Source organism: Dyella sp. A6, from assembly GCF_036320485.1.
GTDB lineage: Bacteria > Pseudomonadota > Gammaproteobacteria > Xanthomonadales > Rhodanobacteraceae > Rhodanobacter_A > Rhodanobacter_A aluminiiresistens.
In genome coordinates this window covers 2,123,730-2,144,350 of the sequence record NZ_CP132911.1, presented here as the reverse complement: position 1 = coordinate 2,144,350, position 20,621 = coordinate 2,123,730, and the positions used below count along the sequence as shown (strand labels likewise).

The 20,621-nt window shown below is 65.3% G+C and carries 20 protein-coding genes; 4 read left to right on the top strand and 16 right to left on the bottom strand.

What is annotated here, in order from left to right; genetic code table 11:
• Positions 1 to 91 precede the first annotated feature (91 nt).
• Positions 92 to 1,003 (top strand): DnaJ C-terminal domain-containing protein, encoded by a 912-nt coding sequence (locus RA164_RS09525; protein ID WP_329740616.1) that lies wholly within the window; start codon positions 92 to 94, stop codon positions 1,001 to 1,003.
• Between the two features lie 101 nt (positions 1,004 to 1,104).
• On the opposite strand, the gene pilH is transcribed toward RA164_RS09525, so the two are convergent.
• The 10 genes from pilH to purB all read right to left on the bottom strand — a co-directional run bounded on the left by pilH (position 1,105) and on the right by purB (position 13,014).
• Positions 1,105 to 1,470: a twitching motility response regulator PilH gene (gene pilH, locus RA164_RS09520; protein ID WP_329740615.1), complete on the bottom strand. Its 366-nt coding sequence runs from the start codon at positions 1,468 to 1,470 to the stop codon at positions 1,105 to 1,107.
• A gap of 69 nt (positions 1,471 to 1,539) precedes the next feature.
• Complete coding sequence (locus RA164_RS09515) at positions 1,540 to 2,535, bottom strand: YhdH/YhfP family quinone oxidoreductase (protein ID WP_329740614.1); 996 nt, start codon at positions 2,533 to 2,535, stop codon at positions 1,540 to 1,542.
• A gap of 20 nt (positions 2,536 to 2,555) precedes the next feature.
• The gene (locus tag RA164_RS09510; protein WP_329740613.1) at positions 2,556 to 3,152 is read right to left on the bottom strand and encodes an LOG family protein; all 597 of its coding nucleotides are present in this window, start codon (positions 3,150 to 3,152) and stop codon (positions 2,556 to 2,558) included.
• Positions 3,153 to 3,282: 130 nt separating this feature from the next.
• Entirely contained in the window at positions 3,283 to 4,707 is a 1,425-nt protein-coding gene (gene lpdA, locus RA164_RS09505) for a dihydrolipoyl dehydrogenase (protein WP_329740612.1), read from the bottom strand.
• Positions 4,708 to 4,842: 135 nt separating this feature from the next.
• A complete protein-coding gene (gene odhB / locus RA164_RS09500; protein ID WP_329740611.1) occupies positions 4,843 to 6,042 on the bottom strand; it encodes a 2-oxoglutarate dehydrogenase complex dihydrolipoyllysine-residue succinyltransferase in 1,200 nt (399 codons plus the stop codon).
• A 7-nt stretch (positions 6,043 to 6,049) separates the two neighbouring features.
• A complete protein-coding gene (locus tag RA164_RS09495) occupies positions 6,050 to 8,887 on the bottom strand; it encodes a 2-oxoglutarate dehydrogenase E1 component (RefSeq protein WP_329740610.1) in 2,838 nt (945 codons plus the stop codon).
• 209 nt (positions 8,888 to 9,096) lie between these two features.
• A complete protein-coding gene (locus tag RA164_RS09490) occupies positions 9,097 to 9,606 on the bottom strand; it encodes a DUF7931 domain-containing protein (protein WP_329740609.1) in 510 nt (169 codons plus the stop codon).
• Complete coding sequence (locus tag RA164_RS09485; RefSeq protein WP_329740608.1) at positions 9,603 to 10,832, bottom strand: cupin domain-containing protein; 1,230 nt, start codon at positions 10,830 to 10,832, stop codon at positions 9,603 to 9,605. The genes RA164_RS09490 and RA164_RS09485 overlap by 4 nt, the downstream gene beginning before the upstream one ends.
• Before the next feature lie 21 nt (positions 10,833 to 10,853).
• Positions 10,854 to 11,606, bottom strand: a complete 753-nt coding sequence (locus RA164_RS09480; protein WP_329740607.1) for a sulfite exporter TauE/SafE family protein — start codon at positions 11,604 to 11,606, stop codon at positions 10,854 to 10,856.
• Between the two features lie 40 nt (positions 11,607 to 11,646).
• Positions 11,647 to 13,014 (bottom strand): adenylosuccinate lyase, encoded by a 1,368-nt coding sequence (purB, locus tag RA164_RS09475; RefSeq protein ID WP_329740606.1) that lies wholly within the window; start codon positions 13,012 to 13,014, stop codon positions 11,647 to 11,649.
• Between the two features lie 169 nt (positions 13,015 to 13,183).
• Here purB and RA164_RS09470 point away from each other — a divergent pair, with 169 nt between their 5' ends.
• A complete protein-coding gene (locus RA164_RS09470) occupies positions 13,184 to 14,566 on the top strand; it encodes a class II fumarate hydratase (protein ID WP_329740605.1) in 1,383 nt (460 codons plus the stop codon).
• Between the two features lie 122 nt (positions 14,567 to 14,688).
• Here the strand turns inward: RA164_RS09470 and RA164_RS09465 are convergent, their stop codons facing one another.
• From RA164_RS09465 to RA164_RS09440, 6 genes are all read right to left on the bottom strand, one after another.
• Positions 14,689 to 15,141 (bottom strand): DUF2884 family protein, encoded by a 453-nt coding sequence (locus RA164_RS09465; RefSeq protein ID WP_329740604.1) that lies wholly within the window; start codon positions 15,139 to 15,141, stop codon positions 14,689 to 14,691.
• A gap of 144 nt (positions 15,142 to 15,285) precedes the next feature.
• Positions 15,286 to 15,969: a YggN family protein gene (locus tag RA164_RS09460; RefSeq protein ID WP_329740603.1), complete on the bottom strand. Its 684-nt coding sequence runs from the start codon at positions 15,967 to 15,969 to the stop codon at positions 15,286 to 15,288.
• Between the two features lie 35 nt (positions 15,970 to 16,004).
• Positions 16,005 to 16,979: a hypothetical protein gene (locus RA164_RS09455; RefSeq protein WP_329740602.1), complete on the bottom strand. Its 975-nt coding sequence runs from the start codon at positions 16,977 to 16,979 to the stop codon at positions 16,005 to 16,007.
• Positions 16,976 to 17,833 carry an ABC transporter ATP-binding protein gene (locus RA164_RS09450; RefSeq protein WP_329740601.1) on the bottom strand — a complete coding sequence of 286 codons (858 nt, stop codon included), beginning with the start codon at positions 17,831 to 17,833 and terminating at the stop codon, positions 16,976 to 16,978. Before RA164_RS09450 ends, RA164_RS09455 begins: the two co-directional genes overlap by 4 nt.
• Entirely contained in the window at positions 17,830 to 18,204 is a 375-nt protein-coding gene (locus RA164_RS09445) for a GntR family transcriptional regulator (RefSeq protein WP_329740600.1), read from the bottom strand. Before RA164_RS09445 ends, RA164_RS09450 begins: the two co-directional genes overlap by 4 nt.
• A gap of 3 nt (positions 18,205 to 18,207) precedes the next feature.
• A complete protein-coding gene (locus RA164_RS09440) occupies positions 18,208 to 18,603 on the bottom strand; it encodes a hypothetical protein (RefSeq protein WP_329740599.1) in 396 nt (131 codons plus the stop codon).
• 547 nt (positions 18,604 to 19,150) lie between these two features.
• Here RA164_RS09440 and RA164_RS09435 point away from each other — a divergent pair.
• Positions 19,151 to 19,501 (top strand): carboxypeptidase-like regulatory domain-containing protein, encoded by a 351-nt coding sequence (locus tag RA164_RS09435; RefSeq protein WP_329740598.1) that lies wholly within the window; start codon positions 19,151 to 19,153, stop codon positions 19,499 to 19,501.
• 383 nt (positions 19,502 to 19,884) lie between these two features.
• Complete coding sequence (locus tag RA164_RS09430; protein ID WP_329740597.1) at positions 19,885 to 20,589, top strand: glutathione S-transferase N-terminal domain-containing protein; 705 nt, start codon at positions 19,885 to 19,887, stop codon at positions 20,587 to 20,589.
• The last annotated feature ends 32 nt before the right edge of the window (positions 20,590 to 20,621 follow it).

Below are 20,621 nucleotides of genomic sequence, written 5' to 3'. Positions count from 1 at the left end.
GGGAACGGCGGTTGCGGGGGCGGCCTGCGGCGGGCAATGATCCGTCGTGGGCCGCCTGTTGATTGGCGATCCGACATGCCTGGGAGCGGCTGTGGAATTCAAAGACTATTACGACATCCTTGGCGTAAAGCCCGATGCCAGCGAGGCCGAGATCAAGACGGCCTATCGCAAGATGGCGCGCAAGTACCATCCGGACAAGAACAAGGATGCGGGTGCCGAAGACAAGTTCAAGGCGGCCAACGAAGCGCAGGAGGTGCTGCTGGATGCCGAGAAGCGCCGTGCGTACGACCAGCTGCGTGCGGGAGGCTATCGCGGTGGCGAACAGTTCCGTCCGCCGCCTGACTGGGGCCAAGGCCAGGGCCAGAGCTTCGAGTTCGGCGAAGGCGGCGATTTCAGCGATTTCTTCGAAAGCCTGTTCGGCCGCGCGTCGGCTGGCAGCCCGCATGGCCCACAGGGGCATGCCAGGGCCCGCCGCGGGCGTGATGTGCAGGCGCAGGTGCAGATCGACCTGCAGACAGCCTTCGATGGCGGCCGCACGCGGCTGGCCATGCACGACAGCAGCGGTGGGGAGCGTGTGCTGGAAGTGAAGATTCCGGCCGGTATCCAGTCGGGACAGGTGATCCGCCTGGCGGGGCAGGGACATCCGGGGGCGGGCGGTGCTTCCAACGGCGATCTTCTACTGGAAGTCGGTATTCGCGACAGCGCCCGCTTCAAACTCGACGGTCGCAACGTGTTGCACGTGCTGCCGATTGCACCCTGGGAGGCCGCACTGGGCGCCACGGTGGCGGTGCCGACCCTGGCAGGCACCGTGGACCTGCGCATCCCGGCGGGCTCGCAGTCAGGGCGCAAGCTGCGGCTGAAGGGGCGTGGCATGCCGGGAGCGACACCTGGCGATCAACTGGTGGAGCTGTCGATACGTGCGCCAGAGGCCGAGAACGACCAGCAGCGTGCTGCATACGCGGCCCTGCAGACGGCGTTCCCCAGCTACGATCCGCGCCGCTAGCAAACGCCGTATCGATGCAGTCCGACCAACAAAAACCCCGGCCTCGGCCGGGGTTTTTGTTGAGGCGTATCTTGATAAGGCAGATCTCGAACGAAGCTGCTTCAGGACGGCAGCAGGTCCTTTAGCGTAGCGACCAGTTCGTCTTCCTTGATCGGTTTGGTCACGTAGGCCTTGGCGCCCTGGCGCATGCCCCAGACCTTGTCCGTTTCCTGGTCCTTGGTGGTGACCAGGACGACAGGGATGTGCGAGGTGGACGGGTCCTTGTTGATGGTGCGGGTGGCCTGAAAACCATTGAGGTTGGGCATGACCACGTCCATCAGGATCAGGTCCGGTAGCTCGCGCTTGGCGACTTCCACGCCAGCGGCACCGTCTTCGGCGGTCAAGGTCTCATGGCCGAGCTTTTCGACGATGCGCTTCAGGCCCAGGAGCTGCGACGGCGAATCGTCGACGATCAGAATGCGTGCCATAAGGTGGTTGTCCCCTTGTTGATTCAGTGGATTCTATGCCGCCGGAGCGGCCCTTCCAAGCGTATGTTTTCAGCTACCCGCGATGCGTACCAGCGTACGGCCGAATGACTTTCCGGCCAGCATGCGCTCGAACACCTCGGGCAGCCCGTCGAGTGTTGCTTCCTGCGTGGCGATACGGTCCAGATGGCCGGGCTTCCATGCCCCGGCCAGGTGCTCCCATACCCGTTCACGCTGATCGCGGGCCGTGCCGGCCGATGCCACGCCGAGCAGGTTCACGCCGCGAATGATGAAAGGCATGACGGTACTTTCGAAGGCAATGCCGCCGGCGTTGCCGCAGATGGCCACATTGCCGTAAGGCGCGATCAGCGGCAATAGACCGGCGAGCATGGCGCCGCCCACGTTGTCCAGCGCGCCGCCGAAACGCGCCGAATCCATCGGCTTGCCGCTGAAGGCCAACTGGTGCCGGTCGATGCATTCGGCGGCGCCCAGCGACTTCAGGAAATCGAAGTGGTCGGCCTTGCCGCTGATGGCATGCACTGTGTAGCCGGCGCGGCTGAAGATGTCGATCGCCAGCATACCGACGCCGCCGCTGGCGCCAGTCACTGCGATCGGGCCAAGCTCAGGCGTCTGCCGGTTGTCCTGCATGTGCAGCAGGGCCAGTGCGGCGGTGAAGCCGGCGGTGCCCAGGATCATGCTCTCGCGCAGGTCCAGCCCGGACGGCAGGGGAATCGCCCAGCGGGCATCGAGCCGTGCGTACTCCGCATAACCGCCATCGCGCGTTTCGGACAGGTCACTGCCGGTGCACAGCACGGCATCGCCCTCCTTGAAGGCCGGGTCTGTCGAAGCGATCACGTGGCCGGCCAGGTCGATGCCGCCATTCAGCGGGTGGCGGCGCAGGATCCGGCCCTTGCCGGTGCCTGCAAGCGCGTCCTTGAAGTTCACCGACGACCAGGCGACCCGTACCAGCACTTCGCCAGGGCTGAGCTCGCCGGTGTCCATTTCCTCGATGGATGCGCGGTAACCGGCATCGTCGTTGTGGATACGCAGGGCGCGAAAGCGGGTCATGGCAACTCCGGTAATGCGGTTCAGGCTTCGACGCTGTCGCGGTCGATCCATTTGGGCTGGTAACTACCCTGGTAGTGCTGCATCCAGTCGAACAACGCATTCATGTCGTCGCCGAACCAGATGCTCTCGCGTTGTTCCGCGCGCACGAAATGTTCGCCGACCATGTGATCCATCATCCCGCGCAGGTCGCGGTAGTAGTCGCGCACGTCGAGAAAGGCGCATGGATAGCGGTGCAGGCCAAGCTGCGCCCAGGTCAGCATCTCGAACATTTCGTCCATGGTGCCGAAGCCGCCGGGCAGGGCGACGAAGGCGTCCGACAGTTCGAACATGCGGGTCTTGCGCTGGTGCATGGTGTCGACCACCACCAGTTCGCTGAGGCCTGCATGCGCGACTTCGCGCTCGACCAGCTGGCGCGGAATCACGCCGGTGACCTTGCCGCCACCCGCGAGCACCGCGTCGGCCACGATACCCATCAGGCCCACGTTGCCGCCGCCGTAGACCAGGGTGATGCCGCGGCGTGCCATCTCGGCACCGAAACGGCGGGCCTGCTCGGCATACTCGGGATGCTGGCCGCTGCTGGAGCCGCAGTAGACGCAAAGGGCATTGGGCTGGGGCATAGGGCGGGAAGTGGGCTGGGATGGGGGAGAGGTCAAAGTGGGCGAGCGACGGATCGGAACCCGCGGCTGAAATCAAACGGCCCGCCCATGTTGCCACGAGCGGGCCGCTGACGACCGGTCCGGAGGGCGCTCAGTTGCCCTTGTGGATGGCGCGCTTATCGACCGACAGGGCCGCTTCGTGCACCGCCTCGGACAGCGTCGGATGCGCATGGACGATGCGGGCCAGGTCTTCGGACGAGCCCTTGAACTCCATCGCCACGACGCATTCGGCGATCAGCTCGGACACGCCCGGGCCGACCATGTGCACGCCGAGGATACGGTCGGTTTCGGCATGGGCCAGCATCTTCACCTGGCCGATCGCCTCGTTCATGGCCACGGCGCGGCCGATGGCGGCAAACGGGAAGGTGCCCACTTTGTAGGGGATGCCTTCGTCCTTCAGCTGCTTCTCGGTCTTGCCGGCCCAGGCGATTTCCGGTTCGGTGTAGATCACCCACGGGATGGTGTCGAAGTTGACGTGACCGGCCTTGCCGGCGATCCACTCGGCCACCGCCACGCCTTCCTCGGAACCCTTGTGGGCCAGCATCGGACCGCGCACGGCATCACCGATCGCCCAGACGCCGTCGACGCCGGTGTGGCAGTGCTCGTCGACCACGATGCGGCCGCGCTCGTCCAGCTTCACGCCGGTATCGTCGGCCAGCAGGCCCGCGGTGTAGGCGCGGCGACCCACGGCGACCAGCAGCTTGTCGACCACCAGGTCGTGTGCGCCGTCCTTGTCCTCGTAGGTGAGGTGGACTTCGTTCTTCTTGACCTCGGCCTTGGCCAGCTTGGCGCCCAGCTTGATGTCCAGGCCCTGCTTGGTGAATTCCTTCAGCGCGATCTTGGCGATGTCCGCGTCGGCGGCGCCCAGGAAGTCGGGCAGGGCCTCGATCACGGTCACTTCGGCCCCCATGCGCTTCCACACGCTGCCCAGCTCCAGCCCGATCACGCCGGCACCGATCACGCCCAGACGCTTGGGTACGTCGGTGAAGTCGAGTGCGCCGGCATTGTCGACGATGTGCTTGCCGTCGAACTTGGCGAACGGCAGTTCGATCGGCACCGAGCCGGAAGCCAGGATCACGTTGGTGGCGCTGATCGTCTGCGTGCTGCCGTCGGTGCCCGTGATCTCGACCTGGTTGCCCTTCAGCAGCTTGCCCTTGCCGAAGAACGGGGTGACCTTGTTGGCCTTGAACAGCTGGCCGATGCCGCCGGTGAACTGCTTGACGATCTTGTCCTTGCGGCCGATGAAGGTGCCCATGTCGACCTTGGCATCCTTCACGCTGATGCCGTGGACCGGCAGGTTGTGCGCAAGGTTCCAGTACTGCCGCGAGGAGTCGAGCAGCGCCTTGGACGGGATGCAGCCCACATTGAGGCAGGTGCCGCCCAGGGCCTGCTTACCGTCCTTGCCGACGAAGGCATCCACGCAGGCGGTCTTCAGGCCAAGCTGCGCGGCGCGGATCGCGGCCACGTAACCGGCGGGGCCGGCACCGATGACGATGACGTCGAATTTGTCGCTCATGGTTGTTCCTTTGCAGCATGTCGCGTCGATGGGAGGCGAGGCATGGAATAAAGCGGGAAAGTTACGGTGAGCGTGGATTGGATCGCACGGCTCACCGTCAGAGCCTCGTTACCTATTTGGTTTGTGAGCGGGTGCTCACAAGCCGAGCAGCATGCGCTGCGGATTCTCCAGCTGATCCTTGATGTCGACCAGGAACAGCACCGCATCCTTGCCGTCGATGATGCGGTGATCGTAGGAGATCGCGATGTACATCATCGGCGCGGCGATCAATTGGCCGTTCTCGACGATGGCGCGCTCCTTGATCGTGTGCATGCCGAGGATCGCGCTCTGCGGTGGGTTCACGATCGGCGTGGACAGCAGCGAACCGAAGGTGCCGCCGTTGGTGATGGTGAAGGTGCCGCCCTGCAGGTCGTCCAGCGAGAGCTTGCCGTCGCGCGCCTTCTTGGCGTAGTTGGCGATGCCCTGCTCGATGTCGGCGAAGCTCATGTCCTGCACGTCGCGCAGCACCGGCGTCACCAGGCCCTTTTCGGTGGACACGGCGATCGAGATGTCCTGGTAGCCGTGGTAGATGATGTCGTTGCCGTCGACCGAGGCATTGATGATCGGATGACGCTTCAGCGCTTCGGCGGTGGCCTTCACGAAGAAGCTCATGAAGCCCAGCTTGATGCCGTGGGTCTTCTGGAACTGCTCGCCCAGCGACTTGCGCATCTTCACCACCTCGGCGAGGTTCACCTCGTTGAAGGAGGTGAGCATCGCGATCGAGTTCTTCGACTGCATCAGGCGCTCGGCGATGCGGGTGCGCATGCGGGTCATCGCCACGCGCTCTTCCGGACGCGCGCCCGGAGTCGGCACGGCGGCCGGTGCGGCAGCACCGCCCTTGCCGTAGTTGACCAGGTCTTCCTTGGTCACGCGGCCGTCACGGCCGGTGCCGGCGACCTTGGCCGGGTCGATGTGTTCCTCGGTGGCCACCCGGCGACCGGCGGGGGACAGCTCGTCCACGCCTGCAGCCGACTTGGCAGCGGCCGGCGCCGGAGCGGCGGCCTTCGGCGCGTCCTGCGCGGCCGGGGCTGCGGCGGGAGCGGGAGCTGCGGCGACGGCGCCTTCCTCGATGATCGCGATCACTTCCTGGCTGTTCACCGTGGCACCGGTCTCCTGGCGGATCTCCTTGATGACGCCGTCGACCGGTGCGGGCACTTCCAGCACCACCTTGTCGGTTTCGAGATCGACCAGGTTCTCGTCGCGCTTCACCGCCTCGCCGACCTTCTTGTACCAGGTGGCGATGGTGGCGTCGGAGACGGACTCGGGCAGGACAGGGACTTTGACTTCGGTGGACATGCTTGTCTTACTCCGCGGAGTGGTCGGTGCCGATCGGCGCAACCAGCGCCTGTTCGACGAGCGCCGTCTGTTCGGCGTTGTGGGTGTTGAGATGGCCTGCGGCCGGGGCCGGCGAGCGTGCGCGTCCCGCGTAGGACAGACTTTGCTTGCTGCCGATGCAGGCCTGCAGGTGATGACGGATCTGGAACCATGCGCCCTGGTTCATCGGCTCTTCCTGGCACCAGATCACTTCCTTGGCGGAAGGATACTTCTCCAGTTCGGCGCTGACTTCCTGGCGCGGGAACGGGTAGAGCTGCTCGACGCGCACGACGGCGACATCGTTGATCTCGCCCTTTTCGGCGGCCTCGAGCAGGTCGTAGTAGACCTTGCCCGAACACAGCACCACGCGCTTGACCTTCTTCGCGGCCAGTTCGCGATGCTCGCCGATCACCAGCTGGAAGCCGCCCTTGGACAGTTCGTCCAGCGACGACACGGCCAGCTTGTGGCGCAGCAGCGACTTCGGCGTCATCACGATCAGCGGCTTGCGCGTCTTGCGCACCATCTGGCGACGGATCATGTGGAAAGCCTGCGCCGGAGTGGTCGGCACGCAGACCTGCATGTTGTCCAGTGCGCACAGCTGCAGGAAGCGTTCCAGGCGGGCGGAGGAGTGCTCAGGACCCTGGCCCTCGTAGCCGTGCGGCAGGAACAGCGCCAGGCCGCACAGGCGATTCCACTTGGCTTCGCCCGAGCTGATGAACTGGTCGATCACCACCTGCGCACCGTTGGCGAAGTCGCCGAACTGGCCTTCCCAGATGTTCAGCGTATCGGGGTCGGTGGTTGCGTGGCCGTATTCGAAGGCCATCACCGCCTCTTCGCTGAGCAGCGAGTCGATCACCTCGACGTCGGCGCCGTCGCGCAGGGTCGCCAGCGGCATGTAGGTGTGGCCATCCTTCTGGTCGTGCAGCACCGCGTGACGGTGGAAGAAGGTACCGCGTCCCGAGTCCTGGCCGACCAGGCGCAGGTTGCTGCCGCCATCGATCAGGGTGGCGTAGGCCAGGTTCTCGGCGAAGCCCCAGTCACCCGGCTGCTCGCCGGCGGCCATCTTGCGGCGGTCGTCGTAGATCTTCGCCACGCGCGACTGCAGGGTCAGGTCGCCGGGCAGGTCGAGCAGCTTGTTGGCCAGCTCCACCAGCTTCTTCTTCGGCACGCCGGTATCGGCCTTGTCCGACAGCTTGCCCTTGAGGAACGGCGTCCAGTCGATGTGGATGTCGTTGTTCGCCGGCACCGTGCTCAGCTCGGTCATCGGCTTGCCGGCCTCGAGGCGCGCGCGGTATTCGTCGAACAGCTTCTGGCCATCGCCCTCGGCGATCACGCCTTCCTTCACTAACTGCTGCGCGTAGAGTTCGCGGGCCGGCGGGCGCTTCTTGATGACCTGGTACATCACCGGCTGGGTGGCCGACGGCTCGTCCGCCTCGTTGTGGCCGTGGCGGCGGTAGCAGACCAGGTCGATCACCACGTCCTTGCGGAAGGTCTTGCGGAACGCATAGGCCAGGCGGGTGACCTCGATCACCGCTTCCGGGTCGTCGCCGTTCACGTGGAAGACCGGCGCGTTGACCATCTTGGCCAGGTCGGTGCAGTACTTGGTGGAACGCGCGTCCTGCGGATTGGAGGTGGTGAAGCCCACCTGGTTGTTCACCACGATGTGCACGGTGCCGCCGATCTTGAAACCGCGCGCCTGCGACATCTGGAACAGTTCCATGTTCACGCCCTGACCGGCCAGCGCGGCATCGCCATGCACCAGTACGGCCAGCGACTGCTGGCGCTCGCTGTCGCGACGACGGACCTGGCGCGCATGCACCGAGCCGGCCACCACCGGGTTGACGATTTCCAGGTGCGAGGGGTTGAACGCCAGCGCCACGTGCACGCCGCCTTCGGGCGTCTTGACGTCGGCGGAGAAGCCCATGTGGTACTTCACGTCGCCGGAGTGCGCGGGGTCGTCGGGATGCTCGAAGCGGCCCTCGAACTCGTCGAACAGGGTCTTCGGCGGCTTGCCGAGAATGTTGACCAGCACGTTCAGGCGGCCGCGGTGGGCCATGCCGATCACCACTTCCTTGATGCCGTTGTCGCCGGCTGCCCGCACCACGTCGTCGATCAACGGGATCAGGCTGTCGCCGCCTTCCAGCGAGAAGCGCTTCTGGCCGACATACTTGGTATGCAGGTAGCGCTCCAGGCCGTCGGCCGCGGTCAGTTCGGCCAGCACCCGCTTCTTGCCCGCGGCGTCCAAACCGGCGCTGCCATTGGCCTGCTCCAGCCGGCTGTAGATCCAGTTGCGCTGGGCGTGGTCGCTGATGTGCATGAACTCGGCACCGATGGTGCCGGTGTACACCTTCTTCAGGCGCGACCACAATTCGCTCAGCTTCAGGCGCTGGCCACCGCCGGCATAGGTGCCGCAGTCGAACTCGGTGTTGAGGTCGGACTCGGCCAGGCCATGGAACGGCAGGCCCAGGTCGGGCGGCGGCAGGCGCTCGACCAGACCCAGCGGATCAAGGTCGGCGCCGAGATGCCCGCGCGAGCGATACGCCGTCAGCAGGCGCAGCACACCGGCCTGCTTGCGCGCATGCTCGTCGCTGACCGGCACGGCCAAGCCTTTGCGTTGCTTTTGTGCGGCCTCTATACGCGCGATGGCCGCGGTATGGGAGACATCTCCCGACTCGCGGCCCTTGAAGGTCTCGAAGTAGCGGCTCCACTCGGCGGGGACCGATGCGGGATCGGCCAGCCAAGCGTCATAGAGGGATTCGACGTAATCGGCGTTACCGCCAGCGAGTTGGGAGGACTCGAAGAACTCGCGAATCAGATTTGTGCTCACGTCACCACCGGCAGGGAAGGGAGTCTTGCAGCGGCCGGATGGGGAGTTCGGCCCGCTGGCGAAAAATCCCGTTAATTATAGCCTGTGGCTGCTGCGACGCGACAACCCGTGCGATCGTCGAATGAGTCTGCGGCGTTCCGATTCAGGCGGGAGACGGTCGAATCGTCCCGCAGCGACGGGTCTGTCCGACCATTTAGGCGGGAATGAGCTTACAGGTCAATTGCTTGCAGCTCGCGGGCGCGCACGGAGCGTTCCCACATGCCGTCGAACTGCTGGCGCAGCGGAATCTGGCCGGGCCGGTCGCTGCGGGAACAGCGCCCCTGTGGCTGGCGCGCGTCGGGCAGAAACAGGTAGCCGCCTGCGTCGCCGAGCAGCCAGGCCGAGGCACAGGCGCGATCGGTGTCTTCCACCGGAGTGCGTATCTGCAGGACGCTCGGCAGGCGCTGGGCCAGCCCGATCAGGCGGTGATCGTCGCGGATGGCTGTGGCGGTGTCGTGCAGCAGCAGGCGGATTTCCGCGCCGCGGCCGCTGGTTGCGATGCGGCGCAGCTCGTCGAGTTCGGCCGGGCTGCCGAAGATCTCCGGCGTCAGCGCGGGAACGTGGATCAGCAGCTGACGCCGGGTGTCGACCAGCAACTGCAACCGGGCTGCCGCGACGGCATCGCGGCCATCCAGCGTGGTCGAGCGTTCGGTGTTGGCATCCGAGTCGGTTGCGCTCATCGACGGCGTGGCTTGTGCGGGACCAGATGGCCGGCATTCACCAGCGACAGCAGGAGATCCAGGTCGGCCTCGGGCAGCGGCAGTGCGGGGACGAAGCTGTCGCGTGCGCACAGCTGACCTGCCAGTTCGGGCGTGGTCGGCCAGACCTGTCCGTTGGCGAACAGCACGGCCGTCTTGCGGTCGCGTGCCCAGGCCATGCGCGACCAGGGGTGGTGCAGCAATTCCGCGCCGCCCTGCAGTTTCTTCAGCAGTCCGGCCGCGCTCAGGGGGCGGTTCGGTGGTGCAGGCGTCTGTGCGTTGCGATAGCGGGTGATGAAGCGGCCGAACCAGTCGCGCAGGGTGGCATCGTCCAGGCCGGCGGCCATGGGCAGGGTTGTCCGCAGGCGTGCAAGGGCGGCGCGGTCGATTTCGCCCCGGGTCTTGGCCGGGGCCAGGTCCGGGTCGGTATAGCGCTGGTCTTCGTCGAGTCGCTCGGCCAGGTAGTCGGCCAGGTCGCCGGTCAGCTCGGCCTGCGATGGCGCGCGCATGCCGACGGAAAGGGTCATGCACGGGCCACCGATGGCGATGCCGTCATGCGGTACGCCAGGCGGCAGGTACAGCATGTCGCCCGGTTCCAGCAGCCACTCGTGGTCCGGGTCGAAATGCACCAGTTGCTTGAGCTCGACGTCGGGGCGGAAGGCCTTGGGCGCCTGCGGATCGGTGTCGATGGCCCAGTGCCGCTGGCCGATGCCCTGCAGCAGGAACACGTCGTACTGGTCGACGTGTGCGCCGACGCCACCGCCGGGCTCGGCGTAGGAGATCATGATGTCGTCCACGCGCCAGCTGGGCAGGAAGGCGAATGAATCGAGCAGGGCTGCCACGTCGGCATCCCATTTGTCCACGTCCTGCACCAGCAGGGTCCAGTCGGCATCGCCGGTGGTGGCGAAGTCGGCCTCGCTCAGCGGGCCGCTCTTGACCTGCCAGCGGTCGCGCTTTTCGTCGTGACGGATCAGCCGGGCCAGCACGCCGTCCTCGCAGGCCAGGCCGGCCAGGTCTTCGGGTGCGATCGGCGGCACGAAACCGGGGAAGGCGTTGCGGATCAGCAGCGGTCGCTTCTGCCAGTAATCGCGCAGGAACTGTGCGGCGGACATGCCCAACGGCAACCGGGCGGAACCCCGGACTTCGATCGGGAACGTCGTGCGCGACGGGGTCTTGCGGGATGGAGGTGTAATAGCCATGCGCGACATTGTAGCCGCGCGGCCCGTACCTCAGTGCAGCAGCGCGATAGCGTTGTTCACGCCCAGCGCCAGCACGGTCAGCCCGGCCAGCAGGGTGGTGAGGCGCGGGGGAATCCGTCGTACCAGCAGTGCGCCGAACGGGGCCGCGATCACACCGCCGGCGATCAGTCCGGCAATCACGCTGGGCTTGCCGGTGCCGATGGTGAACAGGAAGCTGATGCTGGCCACCAGGCTGACCAGGCACTTGGCCAGGTGCACGCTGCCGATCACGCTGCGCGGTTCCATCCCGCGGGCGACCAGTGTGGTGACGGTCAAGGCGCTCCAGCCGCCCCCGCCGACGGCGTCGAGCACGCCGGCGACAAGCCCCAGCGGTGCCGTGCCACGGGGCACGTCCGTGCGCCGGCTGTTGCTGCTGCGGAGGGTACGGAACAGCAGGAACACGCCAATCAGCAGCAGGTAGGGGGTCAGTACCAGCCGGGCCCAGTGTGAGGGCATGTGGACCAGTAGCATGGCGCCGATCAGTGCGCCGATGACGCCGGTCATGACCAGCGCGAGGAACAGCTTGCGGCGGACATTGCCGGCCCACAGGTGGCTGATGCCGGAGGCCCCGCTGGTGAAGGTCTCGGCATAGTGCACGCTGGCGCTGGCCATGGCCGGCGGCATGCCCAGGCTCAGCAGCATGCCGGCCGAGGTGACGCCATAGGCCATGCCCAGGGCGCCATCGATCAGCTGGGCGGCAGCACCCACGCCGGCATAGGTCAGGAAGTCCGCCCACTCGATCATGGCGTGGACGCCGGGCCGGGCGGGCGTATGAACGACGCCATCAGATCGCGTTGGCCAGTTCGGCCGCCAGGCCGACGTAACCGCCCGGTGTCAGTGCCAGCAGACGGTGCTTGGCATCGTCGGGCAGGGCCAGGTTTTCGATAAAAGTGCGCATCGAATCGCGCGTGATGCCTTGGCCGCGGGTCAACGCCTTGAGCTGCTCGTAGGGCTCGGGCAGGCCGTAACGGCGCATCACCGTCTGTACTGCCTCGGCCAGCACTTCCCAGCTGGCATCGAGGTCGGCGGCAAGGCGGTCGGCGTTGACGGTGAGCTTCCCCAGGCCTTTCTGCAGGGATTCCAGCGCGACCAGTGTGTGGCCGAAGGCGGTGCCCAGCGCACGCAGCACGGTGGAGTCGGTCAGGTCGCGCTGCCAGCGGCTGATCGGAAGCTTTTCGGCGAAATGGCCGAGCAGGGCATTGGCCAGGCCGAAGTTGCCCTCGGCGTTCTCGAAGTCGATCGGGTTGACCTTGTGCGGCATGGTCGAGGAACCCACTTCGCCGGCTTTCAGCGCCTGCTTGAAGTAGCCCAGCGAAATGTAGCCCCAGACATCGCGGGCCAGGTCGATCAGGATGATGTTGGCGCGGCGCACCGCGTCGCAGTATTCGGCCACGCCGTCGTGCGGCTCGATCTGGGTGGTGTACGGGTTGTAGTCCAGCCCCAGGCTTTCGACGAAGTGCTGCGAGAACGCGCGCCAGTCGATTTCCGGGTAAGCGATGGCATGGGCGTTGTAGTTGCCCACCGCGCCGTTGATCTTGCCGGGGATTTCCAGCGCCGCCAGTTGCTTGCGCTGGCGCTCCAGGCGCGCCACTACGTTGGCCAGTTCCTTGCCCAGGGTGCTCGGCGACGCCGTCTGACCATGGGTGCGCGAAAGCATCGGCAGGTTCGCATTGGCATGGGCCAGTTCGCGCAGCTTGGCGATGATGCGGTCGAAGGCCGGCAGCAGCACCTGTTCGCGTGCGTCGCGCAGCATCAGCGCGTAGGACAGGTTGTTGATGTCCTCGCTGGTGCAGGCGAAGTGCACGAACTCCTTGGCCTGGGCCAGCGCGGGGTCGTTGCCGATGCGTTCCTTGATGAAGTATTCCACCGCCTTCACGTCGTGGTTGGTCGTGGCTTCGATGGTCTTGATGCGGCTGCCGTCCTCGACGCCGAAATCGGTGGCGATCCTGCGCAGCTGCGCGGTCAGCGGCGCATCGAACGCGGGCAGCTCGACGACACCGGCTTCCGTGCCCAGCGCCAGCAGCCATTCGATCTCCACGTGCACACGGCGGTGCATCAGGCCGAACTCGCTGAAGATCGGGCGCAACGCCTCGGCCTTGCCGGCGTAGCGGCCGTCCAGCGGCGAGAGGGCGGTGAGGGCATGTGTGGACATCGGGGACTGTTCCGGAACCTGAAGGATGGGCCATTTTACATGGCGGCGCGGGCAAGCCGGGCAGATTGCATATTCCGTAGACGCATCTGCATGTGCCGGGCACCGGACTTGTCGTCAGGCTCACGCCCTGCGGCCTATAGTCATGCGGCTTTCCACCAAGGATCCCCGCATGAACCCGTTCCGCATCGAACACGACAGCATGGGCGAACTCAAGGTGCCCGCCGACGCCCTGTACGGCGCGCAGACCCAGCGCGCCATCGACAACTTCCCGATCTCGGGGCTGCATCTGCCACGGGCCTTCATTCGCGCGCTGGGGCTGGTCAAGGCCGCGGCGGCCGAATCGAACTTCACGCTGGGTCACCTTAAAAAGACCCGGGCCGGGGCAATCCGCAAGGCAGCGATGGCGGTGGCCGAGGGGCATCACGACGACCAGTTCCCGATCGACGTGTTCCAGACCGGTTCGGGCACCAGCACGAACATGAATGCCAACGAGGTGATCGCGCACCTGGCCGCGAAGGCCGGCAGCACGGTGCACCCCAACGACCACGTCAACTACGGGCAGAGCTCGAACGATGTTATCCCGACCACCATCCATGTCAGTGCCGCGCTGGAAACGCACGAGCAGCTGCTGCCGGCGCTGAAGCACCTGCGCCAGACGATCCTGCGGCGCGCCCGCTCGCTGGGCAAGGTGCCCAAGACCGGGCGCACCCATCTGATGGATGCCATGCCGGTCACGTTCGGGCAGGAGCTGTCCGGCTGGGCGGCACAGGTCGGCGCGGCGATCGAGCGGATCGAGGATGCACTGAAACGCATGCGTCGCCTGCCGCTGGGAGGTACGGCCGTGGGCACCGGCATTAACGCCGACCCGAAGTTCGGTCCGGCGGTCGCGCAGGCTCTGAAAAAGCTGACCGGAGTACGGTTCGAGTCGGCCGAGAACTATTTCGAGGGCATGGCCGGACAGGACGCGGCAGTGGAGCTTTCCGGCGCGCTGAAGACGCTGGCGGTGGCTTTGATGAAAATCGCCAACGACCTGCGCTGGATGAATTCCGGGCCGCTGGCCGGGCTGGGCGAGATCGAGCTGCCTGCGCTGCAGCCGGGGTCGTCGATCATGCCCGGCAAGGTGAATCCGGTGATCCCCGAAGCCACCGCGATGGTGGCGGCGCAGGTGATCGGCAACGACGCGACGATCACCGTCGCGGGCCAGTCCGGCAACTTCCAGCTCAACGTGATGCTGCCGCTGATCGCGTACAACCTGCTGCAGTCCATCGGCATCCTGGCCCAGGTGTCGCGCCTGCTGGCGGACAAGGCTATCGCCGGCTTCAAGGTCAACACCGCGCGGGTCGAGCAGGCGCTGGCGATGAACCCGATTCTGGTTACCGCACTCAATCCGGTGATCGGCTATGAGAAGGGTGTGGCGATAGCCAAGCAGGCCTACAAGGAGAAGCGGCCGGTCATCGACGTGGCACTGGAGGCTACCGGCATGCCAAGGGCCGAGCTGCAGAAACTGCTGGACCCGCTGGCGTTGACGCGCGGTGGCATCCGCGAGGCATGAGTGCCGGCTGGGTGCGATGACCCCTGGTACGCCTGCATGCGGCTTGTTCCGGCATGCTATGCCCGCTTCATGGATATGCCGTCGGTGACTGCAGCGTTCCTTGCTGCAGTCCCGGTTCCGGGTCAGTCGTTGGCGTCCTTCATGCAATCGGACACATCGGCGGCGCCGACGATGGTCGCGTAGGGCTTGAAGGCCGCCAGCTGGTTGCCCAGCGCATCCTGTGCCTGCTTGATCGCGGCGGTGTCATTGCAGATCGCCATGTTCAGGGTCTTGATCCGTTTCGACCCGGCATCCGCCGCCTTGTCGGCACTGCCGGACGAGGACGAGACCGCCGCGCTGACTGCCTTGACGGCCATGTTGACGCCGGTCTTGCCCATCGAAAGCCCCTTTTCGCGAACGTCGCGCACGTTCTGGACATAAGCTGCCAGAAGGGCGTGTTCGGCGGCGGTCGTGGCAACCTTGTGGCCGTCGACGGCGAAGTCGCCGTTGGCCTCGATGCTTGCATCGGGTGCGCCGCCGACATGCAGGCTCACCTCGTCGGCATGCAGGATGATGGTGCCGTTCGCCATGCTCATGACGGTGGGGGCGCCGCAGGCGGCCAGTGTGCCGACACCTAGCGCGAGCGCGAGGCCCTGAAATGACCGTGTTGCATACCGCACATGTGTTCTCCTGGTGGTGGGCAAAGAGGCGCGGCCAGAGATTTCGCCGACTGACGCGGGTCAGTCGGAAAAAATGACCACGCCGTGTTTGCCGTTCTGGTCGGTGCTGTCCTTGCCGCAGTCGTCCACGTCTTTCTGGGTCAGGGTGGCGTAGGGCTTGAAGGCGGGCATGTTGGCGGCCAGCTGCTGCTGGGTGGCCAGCACCGCCGGCATGCGCTTGCACAACTGCAGGGCGGCGGCCTGGATTCCCTTGGTCTGGGGCTGGATGGCTGCGTTGATCTGCTTGTCGCTCTTGCCGGCGATAGCACCCAAGATCGCTTCCTTCGCCGCACTCACGCCCAGGCCGGCACCGCGTGCCCCGATATCCATGCCTGCATCGGCGATGCCGATGAGCTGCGTGCGGTAGGCCAGCAGCATGGCGTGTTGCTCCGGCGTGGCCGGCTCGATCTTTCCGGCGATTTTCAGGTCACCTTGCGGAGTGATCACTGCCTTGGGCAGATTGTCCGGCGTATCCGACATGCCATGGCCGATATGAATGCTGTCCACGTCGATGTCCTGGGTCAGCAGTTCCTGCTTGGCTTTCTGCATGCCCTTCGCGATTTCCCTGGAAATCAGCGACGACGATGCGCTGGCGGGGTTTCCGTTGGAGGCAGTGGCGCCTCCCTGACCGCTCTGGCTGCAGGCCGCCAGTGGCAGCAATAGCGCCGAGGCGAGAACACAGGTAGCGATGGCATGGCTTTTCATCGATAGGCTCCCTTGGTGGTCGTAAGCGTTGAATGTCAGCTGTCGTCGCGCCAGCGGCGCAGCCAGATGGCACCGGCGATCATGGCGATGCCGACGGCGGCTTCGATCCAGATCGAGGGAGAAGACAGCACACGGTAGGCATATTCGACGTGCAGGATGTCCAGCGCATGGGCGCCGTTGCCAAGGTCGGTCATGTGCCCGAATCCCAGCCAGCCGCCGGGAAAGACGCTGAGCAGGAAACGGCCGCTGACGTATTTCCAGTACCACTCGCTGCCCATGCCGATGGAACCCAGCAGATGGAACCAGCCGATCACGATGCCGGTGCCGATCGGCAGCGCCACCGCCCACAGGAACGGCTTGCTGCGCGCCCAGGCGGAGCAGAGCAGCAGCCAGCCGATGGCGGGCAGGGCCCAGATGAAATAGAGCGGGATGATGCCGATTAGGTTGGCAGTGATCTGGAACGGGTGCGCCAGGGTCAGCAGGTGCCACATGCTGATGCCGTGGAAGGACAGCGTCACCGTGTACATCAGCAGCATCAGGATGCCCGTCACCACACCGCAGACCACCGCAATGACCGGGGCAAGCACGGCGCCGGCGGCCACCTTGGATAGCACGGTCGCGGTGTCCGAGATCGGCAGCGACTTCCAGAACAGCAGGCTGCGATCGCGCCGCTCGTCGTAGAGCGCGCCCAGGTAGTAGAAGAACAGCACGAAGCCGAGGATGACGCTGATGATGCCGCTGCTGGAGAGCATCATGATGTCCAGCCCGAAGCCCACCTTGGCCATGTCGCCCGAGGCCAGCGCCTGCTTGAACAGGTTGATGTTGCCGCCACCGGCACCGAAGGTGATGCCGTGCTGTACCCGCAGCACCTCGCCAGTGATGATGCCCATCAGGTTCAGCACCAGGAACACGCCGCCGGTAATCACCGGCGTCCACAAAAAACCGCCGCGGTGTTCCCAGAATTCCCGTTTCACCAGCCAGTACATTTCGTTCAGAGCCGGGGTTTTCATGCGTAGGTCCCCTTCATGGTGGCGACGAACAGGTCGCTGACGGAGGGGCGGCGGATTTCGCCCAGCGCCTCCAATGCAGCGCGATCGGCGCCGTCGAACAGGAAAATGCTTTTGCCGAACACCTGCCGTTCGTCGATGGGTTTCAGCGCGCGCGCCTCGGCGGTGCGACTGGCGTCCACCATGACTTCGGTGAAGCGTTCACCCATGGCATCCATGTCGGTATCCAGGACGATGCGGCCGTCGCGGATGAACATCAGGTCGGTGAGGATGTGCTCGACTTCCTCTACCTGGTGGGTGGTGACGATGATGGTCTTGTTCTCGTCGAAGTAGTCTTCCAGCAGGCTCTGGTAGAACTGCTTGCGATAGAGGATGTCCAGGCCCAGAGTGGGCTCGTCCAGCACCAGCAGGCGGGCGTCGATCGCCATCACCAGGGCCAGGTGCAGCTGCACGATCATGCCCTTGGACATCTGCCGCACGCGCTGGTCAGGGGTGAGCTTGGTGCGGGCCAGGAACGTTTCGCACTTGGCGCGGTTGAAACGCGGATGTACGTTGGCGACGAAGTCCACCGCCTCGCGAACCCGGATCCAGCGCGGCAGCACCGCGACGTCGGCGATGAAGCAGACCTGCTCCATCAGCTTGTCGCGCTGCTTGCGGGGGTCCAGTCCGAGCACGTCCAGTTCGCCCTGGAAATCGGTGAGACCCAGGATCGCCTTCAGCGCAGTGGTCTTGCCGGCGCCGTTGGGGCCGATCAGCCCCACGATGCGGCCGGACTCGATACGGAAGCTGGCCTTGTCCAGCGCAGCGGTGTTGCGGTAGCGCTTGGTCAGTTCCGTGGCAGTGATCACGGCGCTCATGGCGTTTCTCCGTTCGCCTTGTCGGCTTCGCGCATCAGCGTCTTCAGGTCCAGGCCCAGCCGTTGCAGGCGTGCGTAAAGCATGGGCCATTCCTCGCGCAGAAAGCGCTCGCGTTCGGATTTCAGCAGCGCGTCGCGTGCTCCATCGATGACAAACATGCCCAGCCCCCTCCTTTTTTCAACCAGTTGGTCGTCGACCAGTTCCTGATACGCCTTCGACACGGTCAGCGGATTGATCTGGAAGTCCGCAGCCACCTGGCGTACCGACGGCAGCGGGTCGCCCTCGTTCAAGGCGCCGTCCAGGATCATCGCCACCACGCGTTCGCGTAGCTGGCGATAGATCGGGACGCTGTCGTTCCAGGTGATGGTCATGAGTTATTCCTTGGTGCTGACGCTTTTGCTGTGGGTATTGCCGAAGGAATAGTAGGGCATGGCCAACTGCGCACCGAGCATGCCTGCGCCGGTTGCGACGGTATGCGGCAGGGACATCACCGCGGCTCCCGTCTCCATGTCGACACCCTGCAGGGCTGCGCGCAATTCTGCGGCGGTCGGCCGCACCTGCACCGGTGCCAGCGTGGTGACCTTGATGCCGTCGACCATGCCGGGCAGGGCGCCTGCACTGCCATGGCTCAGGGCGAACACGCCCAGGCCGGTGATCAGCACGGCCGCGACCAGCGAGAGCAGGCGGGTGGTGTGGGCCGGTGCCGTGGCAAAGACTTCGTCCGTCGGTGCGGTAGCGAAGCTGTTGGCGTAGAGCGATGTGCTTTTCATGGCGAACCTCCTTGGTGATGTCGTTGACCGGTGTTGTAGTTAACTATAACACCATATTTTGGCGGGTCAACGGTTCTTTCTCTGCTTCAGGGGGTGACTGATGGCAGGGGTGGGGCACGTTCTTCCTGGGCGCCTCATCGTTTCGTCTAGGTAGGGGCGGCTTTGCATGGCCTCGTATGCACACGAAGTACTGATGGGGATCGTCGCTGACCTATCGGCTTTGGCGGCGATCCTGCAGGGTCAGGCGACGGCATGGCGAAGATGCCGGACTGATGTGTTCGCACAGGCACACGCTGCGCGGCTTGTGCGTCGTGCCTCACTCGGTATGACCTTTGGCTCTATGGAGCGCGATGGCATGGGGATAGCCTTTGCGCCGCTCCCGGTCATGGACGTTGTATGCCGGGCTGCTGCTGGCTGTGCGTGCGGCGTGCCTTGTGAAGAGACGGGCGCGATCGATGGCAGTCCGCTTTCCCCCTTGGGTAGTCCGCCATTCCCCATGGCGCTGTCCATGCTCACATTGATAACCATCCAATATGGAGTTCATCTCATGATCAAGGCACGTTCGAATCGCACGAATGGACAGCGCGGCAACGCAAAGCTGATGCTGGTGGCCATCGCTGGTGTCTGCAGCCTGGCCGCGGCTGTGGCAGTCAATGCCCAGTCCACCGTGGGCTCGGTGTTCGGCAAGGCCCCGGCCGGCGACACGGTTTCGGCCCGCAGCATGCAGACCGGTGCCGGCCGCGAAGTGAAGGTCAACTCCGAGGGGCGCTACTTCGCCCGCGAGCTGCCGACCGGCGTGTACACGGTCGTGCTGAAGAAGGACGGCAAGCCGGTCGCCAAGCACATCAATGTGCCGGTGGTGGTGGGACGCGGCAGCGAAGTGGACTTCGCCAAGTAAGAAGCCCCCAGGCCATGCACGGCCGGCGGATGACGCCTGTGCCGCATGGTTCGATCATGGCCCGGTACCCATGGGGTGCCGGGCTTTTTGTTGCATGGGGTTACGACGACGCGTGCTTCAGTGCCGGCCCGATGCGTCCGTATGCGCGGTATGTGGGAGCAGCGTGCAGCGCGCGGTGGATGCTGCGCGTGCCGGTATTTGAGGAAAGGGACGATGACGAACACGGTCCGTCCAGCCTGCGCGCATGAGGTTCGGGGCGTTCCGTGATGGCGCGTGAGTACCGGATCGTCACCGGCCGTTGGGACTCTTCGCTGGAGTCCAGCGATTGAAGCCAGGCCGATGCGTCACCATTGTCCAGAGTCTATGTCGCCCGAGGACCCGTCATGCCCGATCTCTCCAGCTTCCCGATCAGCCGCCGTTGGCCGGCGCAGCACCCCGATCGCATTCAGCTTTACTCGCTGGCCACGCCCAACGGCGTAAAAGTGTCGATCATGCTGGAAGAAACTGGCCTGCCCTACGAGGCGCACCGGGTCGACATCTCGCAGGGCGAGAGCCACCTGCCGGAATTCCTGGCGCTGAATCCGAACGGCAAGATCCCCGCGCTGATCGATCCGCAGGGACCGGATGGCAGACCGCTTGGCCTGTTCGAGTCCGGCGCGATCCTGCTGTACCTCGCCGACAAGACAGGGCTGTTCATGCCCACCGATCCGGCACTGCGCTGGGAAACCATCCAGTGGGTGTTTTTCCAGATGGCGTCGATCGGGCCGATGTTCGGCCAGATCGGGTTCTTCTACAAGTTCGCCGGCCGCGAGTACGAGGACAAGCGGCCGCTTCAGCGTTACGTGAATGAATCGAAGCGTTTGCTGGGCGTGCTGGATGCGCGGCTGGACGGGCGCGACTGGATCATGGGCGATGAGTACACCGTTGCCGATATCGCCACGCTGGGCTGGGTCAACTGCCTGATCACCTTCTACGGTGCACGCGAACAGGTGGACTTCGACAGCTTCGGGCATGTGGTCGCATGGCTCGAACGCGGACTGGCGCGTCCGGCGGTGCAGCGTGGGCTTGCGGTTCCGAAAGCAGGCTGAAACCGGCGCCCGGCCAGCACGGCCGGGCGCAT